Annotated in this window: 9 protein-coding genes and 1 pseudogene; 7 read left to right on the plus strand and 3 right to left on the minus strand. The window is 69.2% G+C overall.

Features of this window, described 5'->3' with window-relative positions:
- The first annotated feature begins 23 nt into the window (after positions 1 to 23).
- The 7 genes from J7E93_RS19185 (at position 24) to J7E93_RS19215 (ending at position 7,841) form a co-directional block, all read left to right on the plus strand.
- Entirely contained in the window at positions 24 to 557 is a 534-nt protein-coding gene (locus tag J7E93_RS19185) for a hypothetical protein (RefSeq protein WP_215071094.1), read from the plus strand.
- A gap of 33 nt (positions 558 to 590) precedes the next feature.
- Complete coding sequence (locus tag J7E93_RS19190) at positions 591 to 2,096, plus strand: hypothetical protein (protein WP_215071096.1); 1,506 nt, start codon at positions 591 to 593, stop codon at positions 2,094 to 2,096.
- Between the two features lie 28 nt (positions 2,097 to 2,124).
- Positions 2,125 to 3,498: a type VII secretion-associated serine protease mycosin gene (gene mycP, locus J7E93_RS19195; protein WP_215071098.1), complete on the plus strand. Its 1,374-nt coding sequence runs from the start codon at positions 2,125 to 2,127 to the stop codon at positions 3,496 to 3,498.
- Positions 3,499 to 3,690: 192 nt separating this feature from the next.
- Entirely contained in the window at positions 3,691 to 4,116 is a 426-nt protein-coding gene (locus tag J7E93_RS19200; RefSeq protein ID WP_215071100.1) for a hypothetical protein, read from the plus strand.
- 18 nt (positions 4,117 to 4,134) lie between these two features.
- Entirely contained in the window at positions 4,135 to 6,456 is a 2,322-nt protein-coding gene (locus tag J7E93_RS19205) for a DUF6571 family protein (protein ID WP_215071102.1), read from the plus strand.
- The gene (locus tag J7E93_RS19210) at positions 6,453 to 7,133 is read left to right on the plus strand and encodes a hypothetical protein (RefSeq protein ID WP_215071104.1); all 681 of its coding nucleotides are present in this window, start codon (positions 6,453 to 6,455) and stop codon (positions 7,131 to 7,133) included. Before J7E93_RS19205 ends, J7E93_RS19210 begins: the two co-directional genes overlap by 4 nt.
- 3 nt (positions 7,134 to 7,136) lie before the next feature.
- Positions 7,137 to 7,841, plus strand: coding sequence for a hypothetical protein (locus J7E93_RS19215; RefSeq protein WP_215071106.1), 705 nt, complete (start codon positions 7,137 to 7,139; stop codon positions 7,839 to 7,841).
- Positions 7,842 to 7,885: 44 nt separating this feature from the next.
- Here J7E93_RS19215 and J7E93_RS19220 read toward each other — a convergent pair whose 3' ends face one another.
- From J7E93_RS19220 to J7E93_RS19230, 3 genes and pseudogenes are all read right to left on the minus strand, one after another.
- Complete coding sequence (locus tag J7E93_RS19220; protein ID WP_215071108.1) at positions 7,886 to 9,958, minus strand: protein kinase; 2,073 nt, start codon at positions 9,956 to 9,958, stop codon at positions 7,886 to 7,888.
- Positions 9,959 to 10,009: 51 nt separating this feature from the next.
- Positions 10,010 to 12,178 (minus strand): protein kinase, encoded by a 2,169-nt coding sequence (locus J7E93_RS19225; protein WP_215071110.1) that lies wholly within the window; start codon positions 12,176 to 12,178, stop codon positions 10,010 to 10,012.
- Positions 12,179 to 12,181: 3 nt separating this feature from the next.
- Positions 12,182 to 12,591 (minus strand): annotated as a pseudogene (locus J7E93_RS19230) (serine/threonine protein kinase); the annotation flags it as partial.

Here is a 12,591-nt window from a genome sequence, read left to right on the forward strand (position 1 = left end):
TTTGTTAATACGGGGAGGCGTCGATGGCGGAGGCGACGGACGGCGGGTCGAGCGGGGGTACGCCGGGATTCATCCCACCCATAGTCGGCGGGGTATTCGGCGTGGCCGCGGCCGCCCAGAAACTGGTTGTCGAACTCGGAGAGATGGACAGCCTCAAGAAGCGGGTGGACAAGCTTCTCGAGGACTTCGGCACGTCACAGGCCGGTCCGACGAAGATCGGCGACGAGTGGCTGGACAAGAACCGGCTCGGGGGACCCGGCTTCAAGGAAGCCGAGTTCCTCTACGGCTCTTACAACGTCGTCCGGGACCAGCTGGTGAAGTTCTCGAAGGTTCTGGAACTGCAGATGGAGAGCATGAAGCTCGCGATCCATGCCTCGCAGAACGGGTACCAGTCCATCGACGACGACATCCGCGCCCGGATGAAGCGGCTGAACAGCGAGATCGCCGACATCCAGAAGCGTGACGACGAGAGGGCCGGCGCCAAGGGCATGGGCGGCTCGTCCGACCAGCCGCTTCCGCAGGAGAAGTCGTCGGCCGGCGGCGAGAGCGACTACTAGTGCACTTCCAGAAGGAAACGGGGGAAGAGTCGAATGGGTAGCAAGCCGGAGACACCGCAGGCACAGGAGACGCCGCTCGAAGGCCTGACCAACGAGCAGCTGCTTGCGATGCTGACCCCACTGCAGAAGGACCGGGCCAGCCTCCTGTCCCAGAAGCTCACAGCGGCGGGCGACGAGATCCTGTCCATCGGCACGGACCTCCGCCTTCGCGCGTCCCTGCTGCGCTGGGACGGCGAGGGCGCGGACGCGTTCGTGGAGTGGACCGGAGCGACGGCTCTCGCCACGATGAAGCTCGGTGAGTACGCCAAGAAGGCCGGTACTTGCCTGAGCGACGTCGCCCAGGCGATCGCCGAGGCGTCGAGTGGCGTGGACGGCCTGGCCAAGTCGAGCGCGGGGGCGCAGAGCAGCTACACGAGTGCACAGAAGGCCCTCCACGCGGCGAAGCACGACCCGGACGCGGGCAAGGACGCGGCCAAGGACGCCTCGTCGAAGATGGCGGCGGCGGAAGCGACCCGCGAGGCCACGCGCATCGCGGCGATGATGAAGCTGCGGAGCCTGGGGCAGACGTACACGCACTCGGGGCAGCAGATAAACAAGGAGCCGGTACCGGAGTTTCCGCCTCCGGCCGGCTACTTGGGCAAGAGCTGGGTCGACAGCGGCGGCTACACGAACGTGTCCAGCAGCTCTTCGCGCAGCGGGGTGTCGTCGCGTGGTGACGACACCACCGGACGTTCGAGGACGACGGGCAGCAGCGACGGGTCCGTCGTGGGCACGGGCGACAACGGCACGGTTCGCCCGGGCGAACCGACCAGGCCCGGTGAACCGACGAGGCCCGGCATTGTCGTTCCCGACCGCCCGGTCGACATGGAGATCGACGGCATCACGACTCTGCCCGAGCGGACGACCACTCCGACGGTACCGCCCACCACGCTTGCGCCGAGGCCCGACGGCCCTGGCCCGTACCCGGGTATCGCGACGCCGTTCCCGCCGACGACCTACCCCGGCGGTGCCCAGCAAAGCACCCTGCCGCCGGGTGGGACCGGACGGACGGCGCCCGGCATGCGCGGCATCACCGGGCCCGGTATGGCTCCTGGTGGGACCACTGCCTCGCGCATGCCGCGTGAGACCGGCATCGTCGGAGGTCGTGCGGTACCGGCGAACTCGGGCCGACCGACCGGCGGCATTCCGCGTGGCACCGTGATCGGCACCGAGAACGGCGGCTACGGGCGTGGCATGGCGGGCGGTGGCATGGCCGGCGGTCACGGCGGCATCGGCGGGCAGGGTGGAACCGGCGCCGGCCGGCGTCTGGCCACGGAGACCGGTGGTGTCGTGGGCGGTCGCGCCCAGCATGCGGGGCAGGGCGGCGCACGACCGTTCACCCCTGGCGGTTCCGGACTCGTCCGGGCCGGCCAGCCCGGCGCCCGCTCCGGTGACGAACGTCGCGACGAGCGGAACGGGGAGCGTCCCGACTACCTGGTCGAGGACGAGGAGACGTGGCAGCCGGGTAGCCGTCGTATCATCCCCCCGGTCGTCGACTGACCTCATAGGCAAGGACACGGAGAAGCGCATGCGGACCAGCAGTGGACGGGCCATCGGTTCCGGTTCCCTCGTGGCAGCAACCATGGCCCTGACACTGCTGGGCATCGGCGCGACGCCGGCCCACGCGGAGACCGTGCGTGACCGGCAATGGCACTTGGATGCCATGAAGGCCGACGAGATGTGGAAGGTCAGCAAGGGGGAAGGCGTTGTCGTTGCCGTCATCGACTCTGGCGTCGACAAGTCCGTCGCCGATCTGCGGGGCCAAGTTCTCCCCGGCAAGGACTACTCGCTTCTGAGCGGTGACGAGAACACCGACATCGACAACCATGGCACCAGCATGGCGGCCCTCATCGCCGGAACAGGCGCCCGAGGGGCTGCGGAGGGCTCGTTCGGCCTGGCGCCCGCCGCAAAAATTCTGCCCATCCGGATTCCGTACAGTCAGGAACGGTGGTCCCAGAAGAACCGCGTCAGGGAAACCTCCGCGCAGAGCATGGCGAAGGCCATCCGGTACGCGGCTGACTCGAAGGCCAAGATCATCAGCATCTCGGTGGCTGAGAGGAAGGACGGGCCGGAGCTCGCCGAAGCGGTCAAGTACGCCCTGGGCAAGAACAAGCTCATCTTCGCCGGTGTCGGAAACAGTGCCGACGAGGGCAACGGTGTGCTCTACCCCGCGGGAACCCCCGGGGTTGTCGGCGTTGGCGGTCTGAACCGGAAGGCCGCCTGGTGGCCGGAGTCGCAGTCGGGGCCCCAGGTCGACCTCGCGGCGCCGGCCGAAGACATCATCAAGGCGTGTTCCGGTGGGACTCAGCTCTGCGACGGCGACGGAACGAGTAACGCCACCGCCCTCGCCTCCGCCTCCGCGGCTCTCATCTGGGCCGAGCACCCCGACTGGACCAACAACCAGGTCCTCCGCGTCATGCTCAACACCGCGGGCAAGCCCAAGAGCGGAGAGAAGCGCACCGATCTCATCGGCTACGGCGCGGTGCGGCCCCGTATCGCCCTGACGGCGCCCGGGGATCCCGGACCCGCCGATGTCTACCCGCTGCCCGATCTCGCCGCCGCCGAGCCCAAGGCGCCGTCTGCGAGCGCCTCTTCCGCGCCCGCCCCCGCAGAGCAGGGCAAGGGGTCCGAGAGCGACAAGCCGGCTACGGCGGCCCCCGTCGCAGCGTCGGACAGCGGCAGCGGCACGGGGCTCTGGATCGCACTCGGCGTCGGTGCCGCGCTGCTCGTCGGCGGAGCGGTGGTCGCCCTGGTGGTCCGTGCCCGTCGTCGCGGTGCCGCTCCCGCGCAGCAGCCGCCGACGATGCCCCAGTACGCACCCTCCTACGGGCAGCCCCAGCCGGCGCCGTACCAGCAGAACCCCCCTTACGGCACGCCCCCCGGACCGGGGCAGCCCGGCTGAGGCCGCGCCTTTCGGAGGCCGGCGATTGCGAAGGTGAAGCGCGCGTGCGCAGGTCGTGAAGGAGCCGGGAAAGCCTCGCTTTTCCAGGAGACCAGCGGCGAGCACGGCATGGGCGGGCTAGGATCATTCCGTCTCTGTGGGCGAGGAAACTTGCTGAGGCGAAGTCGAGAAGGCCACCACTTCGGGGGGATCATGTCGTTCGACGAGGAGTGGGCGTCAGCCCGCACCCATGCTCAGGCCGATGTGAGTATGCGCCTCAACCAGGTGCCGGCCGATCCCGGAGGCGGCAGCGGGAACGCCGACCTCGGTGTCGATCAGGACAAGCTCGGCGCCATCGGCAGCGCCGCCTACGCGCTCCACGGCCGGCTGGTGAAGGACGGGAGCCACGCGCGGACGACTACGACGGAAGCCGCGACCTCGCTGTCCACCCACGGCTTTCTCACCGGATCGGCGATGGCGACCGTGCAGGAGACGTGGGGTTCCCAGCTGAGCACGCTGCTCGACGCGTGCGCCAACATCTCCAACCATCTGGACTACAGCGCCGCTTCCCACGCCAAGGAAGAAGCGGACATCCAGGCGGCCCTCGCCGCCTCCCAGATCAACGAGTATCTGAAGTAGGGGCGGGGAGCAGGAGCCGTGCTGACCTTTGACAACGTCTACCAGGCGCCTCTCGACAAGATGAAGGCCGCGGCCGACAACTGGTCGGAGATGAAAGGCAAGCTGGACAAGCTCGCCGAGGACGCCCGTACGACCATGGCCGCCAAGGCCAAGGACGAGTACTGGCGTGGTGTGAACGCCGAGGTAACCAAGCCGTTCGTCGACAAGACGGCGAAGGAGTTCGACGACGCGGCGAAGGCCGCCGGCGGTATCCACCGAATCCTCGAGGACGGCTACAACGCCTTCAAGAAGGCGAAGGACGACCTCAAGAAGATCGTCGACGTCGACGCTCCCGCTGAGCACCTGCTGGTGAAGCCGGACGGCAAGGTCGAGGCGAGGAACCCGCTGTCGGCGATCAAGGACCCCGGCGCGCGGCACGATCCCGACTATCCCGAGCTGGTACGCAAGGAGCGTGCCGCGATCGATGCGATGCAGCGGCGGATCGACGCGATCCTCGAAACCTGTGATGACGCCGACGTGGCCTGCTCCAATGCCCTCAAGGCCAACATCACCGGCGACAAGCACAACTTCAGTGCGCCCAAGTACGGCAGCATCGACGCAGAAGAGGCCCAACGCGCACTCGACCTGGCCAAGAAGGGCCGAGACCTCTCCCACGAGGAGCTGGAGCGTCTCAACGAGCTCCTCAAGGACAACAGTTCGTCCAAGGACTTCTCCAGGACGTTCTACAACGGGCTCGGGCCCAAGGGCTCGCTGGAGTTCTTCGGGCAGCTCTCCACGGATACGTACGACTACGCCAAGCTGGACAAGCAGCGCCTCGCCGACGTGCAGGAGCTGCAGAGAAACCTCGGTCTCAACCTTGCCACGGCCACGCAGGGCGGCGACAAGTGGACCGAGAACTGGTCCACCGAGATGCGCAAGCTCGGCACCGAACGTATTCCGCTCGCCAAGAACGACTACAACGGACCGTTCGGTTATCAGCTGCTCGGCGGCATCATGCGCAACGGCAACTACGACCCGAAGTTCCTCAACCCGATCGCCGAGCATGTGACGCAGCTCCATGCCAAGGACCCGTACATGTTCGCCGACAACAAGGTGATCGGCGGATGGCAGAAGAACCCGTTCAACCCTTCCGGTGTAAACGGGTCGGGCTACGACCCCATGGTGTCGATGCTGGAGGCGCTCGGACACAGCCCCGAGGCCGCGAAGCAGTTCTTCACCGCCGACCCCACGTCGTACAACAAGGACGGCACGGTCGGCGGAACGGTGGACCTCGACCCCAAGAAGGACGGGAACCAGTTCACGGGCTATCTGGACTACTTCCAGAACGGTGACTACACGTTCTTCCCGGACGTCGACAGCCATCACCCCGACGAGGCCAAGAAGACTGTCGCCTACATGCCCGACGCCCTGGGGCACGCACTGGAGGCGGCGACGACGGGACATGGTTGGGACGATCCGAGTCCCGTCCTCCGACGCGACGAGGACTCAGTAGCGATCATGAAGGAAGTGATCAGCGACTACGGGGGTGACTCCGGGCTGCGGGAACGCCACGCGTCGATGACGGACAGCCTGGGCAGAATGGGGGCGGCGTACATCGACGACCTCAACTACTCCATCGACAACTTCGGCAACACCGGAGATGCTGTCGGCCGCGACGAGCTCTTCCCTGCCAGCAGTGACGGGAGTACACGAACGGACTTCGGGCAGGGGGCAACCCTGAAGTTCATGGCAGCCGTGGCCGGGGACGAGGAAGCCTACAAAACGATGTCCGCGGCGCAGCAGGTGTTCGAGGCAAGTGGCATCAAGGCGCTGAATGGCGACAAGGACGATGTCATCGCGTTTGCTCATAACGCCACGAAGGTTCACGGAATCCTTGACGAATCCCGCGTCATGCAGATCGCGGACGACTTCAAGAGCGACGAAGACCAGCGCAATCTGGAGCTCGAGAAGCAGGCCGAGTGGCGTAAGTCGGCTGTGAGCGGGGGTGTCGCGACGGTCGTGGGCGTGGGGTCCGCCCTGGTGCTCGGGCCGGCTGCCGGCCTGGTGGCGACCACTGTTGTGCCACTCGTCATGGAAAGCGCCGGATCCACCCTCGATACGGCTTACGCCACGGACACCCTTCAGTACCTGAAGGACAACGAGTACAAGAACGACGACGAAGCGCTGGACGCGATCTACCGGACTCAGCTGTCCGGGCAGAGCAGCGCCATGGTGCCTTTGCTCAACTACGCGGAGTCCGTCGGTATGACGGTGGAGGAGAAGCGTGAACTCTTCCAGGACGCGGAGGACGCCTACAACAGAGGCGTGATCGCGGTCGGCGGCAAGATGAAGGTCATGTGAGCATGTGGAACGCCCGGCGATGGTGCGGCCAGGTTGCCCTTCTCCTCGTTGTCGCTTCGTCCGCGACGGCTTGTTCAGGGGACGAAGCAGGCAAGGGGGGCGAGGATGCGGCGACACAGGCGTCACTGAAGACGTGTGAAAGCCTTCTCGGAGCGGAGAACGTGGCCTCCGTCCGCGCTGATCTCGGGGGGGACGTCCGTGCGGAGAGCTCTTCTCCGGAGAGGGCCAAGGGCCTCTTGCTCGAGAAGGCGGAGAAATGGACTGCGGACGGCGATGATCTCAAGCGGGCCACCTATCAACTCTGCCTGATGAGGGCCGCGGGCGAGGAGGACCGGGGGCCCGTTGTCGCCGGAGTGAAGTGGTCGCTTCTCACCATGGACTGGGTGTCCAAGGGGAAGCACGCCGCGGAATGGCGCAAGGCCGCAGAGCATGTGTACGTGCAGCGGCTCGCTCGTAACCCCGGCCTCGCAGCCGTCGTCCCGTGCACGTTGCCCGGTACCGCACCGGGGCAGACCGAAGGACTGCCACTGGAGATCTCAGTGCTGGACGCGGGGCTGAGCAAGGACAGCGGCGCTCTGTCGGGGCGTTTGCTGTCGGCGCTTGTACGGAAGACACACGAACTCCTCGGCTGCCAGGACTCCCTTGCCGTTCCGGAATCCCTCACTCCTGAGAAGTGACAGGTGACTCAGATGAGAGAGCGCGGGATGACGCTGTCCGCCGCAGTGGTCTTCGGGCTTCTCTGCGGGGCCGTGGGGTGTGGCAGTACGGACGGCAAGGAGGGTGGGGCGACTACCTCGCCGCAGGTGACGAACGCGGCGGAGCAGCTCTGTGGGGGTGCGGTCTCGGCCGCGGCCCGGTCGGCGCTGGGGCTGCTGGCCGGGGGTTCGGCGCTGCACCCGACCGACCCCGCCGAGAATCCGAGCGCGGCGGCCGATGAGCTGGTCGCCCACTGGGCGCCGTTGAACACACCGCCCCACAAGCGGGATCCGGTCGATCTGTGCGCGATTTCGGCGGAGAAGAACCTCGGGGCGGGGCCTGCCGACGTCCGGATCGAGTTCCGTCTCTCCGACGCCGAAGAGGCCAAGGGGGACGGGAAGATCGCGGCCTCGCTGGAGCGGTACGACGTGGGCGTGCGGGCCTCGATCGGCACCCAGCGGGCGTACCTGTGGTTCTCGTGCGTGAGTGGCCGACTGAGCGGATCCGAGCAGGGTCCCGCGTATCTCCTCGCATCGGTGGAGAGCGCGCGGGCCCCGAAGGGCGAGGCGGGCGCGCTGAAGGACGCCAACGCCACGGTCGTGCACTCCGCGGCTCTAGCCGTGGCACAGAAGTTGAGCTGCGACGGTGACGGCGGTCTCGCGCCGAAGCCGGCGCTGAAACACGCGTAAGGCGGCCGGGCCGCCGCGAACGAGGTCGCGGCGGCCCGTGCCGGTCAGAAGACCGGCATGGCGGCGACCATGCCGCGACTGATGAGGAACGCCCGGTTGCCGGCCCCCGCCATGGTCCAGGGGCCCTGGTTGTCCCGTTCGTAGGTCCAGACGCGTTTGTCGCTCGGCTTGGAGAGGGCGGAGACTCCGAACTCCGGCGTGCCCTCGATCACCCAGATGCAGTTCCCCTGGATCACGGGAGGGGTCAAGGGCGGCCGTGTGCCCTTCAGGTCGGCGAACAGTGCAATGTCCCGCGTCCCGGACGCGCTGAACCGGTAGACGAAGGCGCCGTCGGCCGCGATGATCCCCTCGCCGTCCAAGGCGGGAGGGCCCCAGCCGCCCAGCGTGCCCTCCGGCTTCGTGTACGAATCCATCGCCCACAACTGGCGTCCCTCGGCGAGGGTCACGGCCGTCAGGGTCCGGCCCCCGAGGTAGACGACGTCGCTGTCGATCAGAGGCTGCAGGGCAGTCGTGCCCTGGCCGCGGATCTCCCACACCGAGCGGCCCGTCGTGGTGTCCACGACCGAGACATTGCCGCTCGGCAGGGACAGGACGAGGCGGCTTCGGCCCGCTGCGGCGAACGGTCCGGCGTCGCCCGTCGCCGTCTTGACGGACGGACCGGTCCAGCGCACCTGGCGGCTCGCCGTGTCGACGGCCCGTAGTTTTCCCGCGCGCGTGAGGAAGTAGATGCCGCCCGGCTCCGCTGCCAGCAGGACGGCCACGTCTGCGTCCGCCACCGTCCACTTCTCCGCGCTGGTCGATGCTTCGAGGACCAGGAGTCTGCCGGATTCGTCGGCCGCGACGACATAGTCCTCGTCGAGGGCGAGCTGACGGGCCTTGGCCGACAGATGGGGCAGTGTCCACTTCTCTGTCCCGTCGGTGACCTTGAGGGCCGTGAGGCCACCGTCCCTGGCCGCGAAGATCACAACGTCCCGCAACACGACAGGGGTGGGCAGGGGACCCCGGGCGGCTGCCTCGACGGGACCCCACAGCGGCTTCGGCCTGATGCCCTCGTTCTCCGCCTTGAGCAGGACGGCGTCCGGGGCATCCCCCGCCGGTGGCAGCGCGTTCGCGGCGCGGTCCGCGAGCCACCAGGCGGTTCCGCCTCCGCCGGCCAGCAGCACGGCGCCGCCGGCACCGCACAGGGCGAGGAAGCGGCGCCGGTCGGGCGCGGATTCCACCGTGGTTCTGGCCGAGGCTGTCTGCCTGCGGACGGCCGTCTCGCGCCGCTTGATCTCCTGGAAGACGGGTCCACGGCGCCACAGAGACCGGACGCTCTTGGACGTGGAGAAGACGCGGCTGATCTGTTCCGGCGACGGGCGAAGGGTCGGGTCCTTCGCGAAGCAGGGAGCGAGGAGCTGGTGCAGCCGCGGTGACAGCGCCGCGAGATCCGGCTGCTCGTGCACCACGGCGTACTGGACGGCCGCGACATGGGGGCCGTCGTACGCCCGCCTGCCGGTCGCCGCGTACACGAGGACGGCGCCCAGCGAGAACACGTCGGCGGCGGCCGTGACGCGCTGTCCCAGCACCTGTTCCGGCGCGCCGTACCCGGGCGTGACCGGGATCTGACCCGTCGTCGTCAGGGTCAGCCCGTGCTCGGGGCGGGCGATGCCGAAGTCGATGACGCGGGGCCCGTCCGAGGTCAGCACGATGTTGGCCGGCTTGATGTCGCGGTGGATCAGCCCGGCCGCGTGGATGACCCCCAGGGTCTCGGCGAGCGAGGAGGCCAGCGCGTGGACGGTCTGGTCGTCGAGAGCTCCGTGCGCGGACACCGCCTCCTCCAGCGTCGGGCCGGCCAGGAACTCGCTGGCGATCCACGGCCTGCCGCCCTCCATCTGCGCACCCAGCACCCGGGCGACACCCTTGCCCGTCACCGTCTGTGCGGTGTGTGCTTCGCGGACGAAGCGCTGGGCCAGGTGCTGGTCGTGGGCGAGTTCCGGGCGGAGCACCTTCACCGCTGCGGGACGGCCGCTCTGATCGGTCGCCAGGTAGACCTTGCCCATGCCGCCTTCGCCCAGTACGCCGATGAGGCGGTACGGGCCGAGCCGCAGCGGATCACCTACACCGAGGGGGTTCATGGGTGGGTCACGTCCTGTCTGTACGGGTCAACGGGGCGAGGGAGCAACGGGTCACTGAAGGGGGAGGGCGATCAGGAAGTCCTCGCCCACGGCGAAGAGCCGTCCGTCCCGCTCCTGCGCGACGAGCCGGCCGACGTCGGTCTGGAAGACCCAGTTGCTGCGGTGGGTCTTGAGGTCGATGGCGCTGAGCCCCGACGTGACCTTCTTGTAGACGTACCGTTCTCCCACGACCGGGGTGACGCCGTCGTGCGTCTGCTGGTCCGCCTGTGCGCCGGGCCCCTGTTCGTGCCAGCGGATCTTCCCGTCGGCCGCGCCGACGGCCACGATGCCGTGGAATCCGGTGGTGTAGACGACGCCGTCCCGAACCGCGGTGGCACCGAAGGCCTCGCGCTCGCCGGCGGCGAACGACCAGGCCCGACTTCCGTCGGAGAGCCTGTGGGCCACGAGGGACTCACCCGCGAGGTACACGTGGTCGTCGTCCATGCAGGGCCGGTGGCCGACCCCGCTTCCAGGACCGTACTGGAACGTTCGCGCCCAGCGGGTGGCACCGGTACGAACATCCCGAACGACCAGACGAGAGGTGGATTCCTCCGTGCCGAACTCGTAGGTGACGAGCCGGCCGCCGCGCACGGCCGCGGCCCCCACGTACGCCGTGTCCCGCTCCGGATTGACGACCTCCAGCCGCCACACCTCCTTGCCCGTGGCGACCTCGACAGCGAGGAGGTACGACTTCTGCGGCGAGGCGATCGTCCCGCCGGTGCCGGCCAGGTAGACGACTCCGTCGGCGGCACAGAGCAACTGAGTGGAGTACATGTTGGCGTTGAGGTCCTTGATCCGGGCGAATGCCGGTTCGAGGTCGCCGTTGTCCAGGTCGACGGTGTGGATCGCGAGTTCCTTGTACACGTCCTGCCGCTTCTGTGGCACGACGTAGATCTGCCTCCCGTCCGTGGTGACGGTCGACGCGGACGTCTCCACCGTGCAGAACCAGGAGTTGTCACCGCTCTCCTGGTCCTGGGCGGAGATCCCGGTGCCGGCCACCATGGCCACGGTGTCCTCGATGACGAGCGGATAGCCTCGTTCGTCCTCGTCGCCCACCGCCATGTCGCGGCTCCACAGGGACGCCGGCGCGTCGCCGAGCAGCGGGGCGGAGGGAAGGTTCTCCTTCTCCGTCGCCCTCCCGCTCCGCCATGCCCAGGCGCCGCCTCCCGCGGCGAGCAGCGCGCCGCCGCCGAGCGCCAGAAGGGACCGCCGCGACAGCAGGCGGGAAGCCGAGCGGCGAGAGCCGACCGGGACGGTTTCCCCGTACGGGTCGTCCGCAGGGGCCGGGAGGCGGTGGGGGTGGTGGAGCCAGACGTCGGTGGCGCGGCGGGCGATGTCGGTGAGGAGGAGGGGCGGGAGATGGTCCGCGAAGTCGCCGCGGCCGTCGTGGAGCTGGGTCGCCAGTTGGGACGTCGTGGGGCGGGCCGACGGGTCCTTGGAGAGGCAGGCCGTCAGGAGGGGGAGCAGGGACGGGGGGAGGCCGGTGAGGTCGGGGTCCGCGTAGCGGACGCGGTAGAGGAGGTCCGCCGGGGCGCCTGTGCCGAAGGGGCCGTGGCCCGTCGCCGCGAAGACCAGGACGCCGGCGAGGGCGAAGATGTCGCCGGCCGGGGTGTGCTCCTGGCCGCCCGCCTGTTCCGGGGACATGAACGCGGGCGTGCCCGCCGCCGCTCCCGTGCTGGTCAGGCGGTCGTCGCCGGCCGCGCGGGCGATGCCGAAGTCGATGATCTTAGGCCCGTACGCGGTGACCAGGACGTTGGAGGGCTTCAGGTCGCGGTGCACCACGTCCGAGGAGTGGAGCTGGGCCAGCGCACCGGCCAGCGCCGCGCCCAGGGCGCGGACCGTCGGTTCGGGGAGCGGGCCGGCCAGGGCGACCGCGTCGTCGAGCGGCGGGCCGAGGACGTACTCCGTGGCCAGCCACGGGGTTTCGGCCAGCGGGTCCGCGTCGACGACCGCCGCGCCGTGCCGGGCGCCGATGATCCGGGCCGCGTCCACCTCCAGGCGGAAGCGGGCACGGAAGGCGGGATCGGCCGCGAGCCGCGCGTGCACCGTCTTCAGAGCGACCGTACGGCCGCCCCGCGTGCGGGCGAGATAGACCGTGCCCATGCCGCCGGAGCCCAGGCGGGCCAGGAGGCGGTACGCGGCGATCGCGGCCGGGTCGTCGTGGGTGAGCGGTGACAGCATCGTCTAGTTCCCGGAGTTCTGGGGCAGTTCCGCCGCGAGGAGTTCGGCCGCGAGGAGCTCGGACGACTGCCGGGCGAGCGCCGCGACGATCCGGCCGGGCAGCCACCCGGGGGCCAGCATCGAGCCGGCCGAGCTGAGGACCGTCTCGTGCGGGGTCGGCGGCGCCAGGGCGGTCAGCAGGTCCGCCGCGGCGGGACGGTTCGCGGGATCACGGGTGAGGCAGGCGGAGACCGACGGACGCAGGGCGGGCGGGAGTTCGGAGCGCTCGGGGACGGTGTGGCCGGTGGCGGCGTACGCGAGGACGGCACCGAGCGCGTACACGTCCCCCGCCGGCCGGGGCCGCCCGCCCGAGGCCTGCTCGGGTGCCAGCGCGCCCGGGTCGAGGCCCGGCAGTCCGGCCCGCGGCTCCCCGT

Origin of the sequence: Streptomyces sp. ISL-36, assembly GCF_018614205.1 — a bacterium.
Classification (GTDB): Bacteria; Actinomycetota; Actinomycetes; order Streptomycetales; family Streptomycetaceae; genus Streptomyces.

Coding starts and splice junctions, on each gene's coding strand:
- J7E93_RS19185 (WP_215071094.1), top strand. CDS start 24: ATGGCGGAGGCGACGGACGGCGGGTCGAGCGGGGGTACGCCGGGATTC.
- J7E93_RS19190 (WP_215071096.1), top strand. CDS start 591: ATGGGTAGCAAGCCGGAGACACCGCAGGCACAGGAGACGCCGCTCGAA.
- mycP (WP_215071098.1), top strand. CDS start 2,125: ATGCGGACCAGCAGTGGACGGGCCATCGGTTCCGGTTCCCTCGTGGCA.
- J7E93_RS19200 (WP_215071100.1), top strand. CDS start 3,691: ATGTCGTTCGACGAGGAGTGGGCGTCAGCCCGCACCCATGCTCAGGCC.
- J7E93_RS19220 (WP_215071108.1), bottom strand. CDS start 9,958: ATGAACCCCCTCGGTGTAGGTGATCCGCTGCGGCTCGGCCCGTACCGC.
- J7E93_RS19225 (WP_215071110.1), bottom strand. CDS start 12,178: ATGCTGTCACCGCTCACCCACGACGACCCGGCCGCGATCGCCGCGTAC.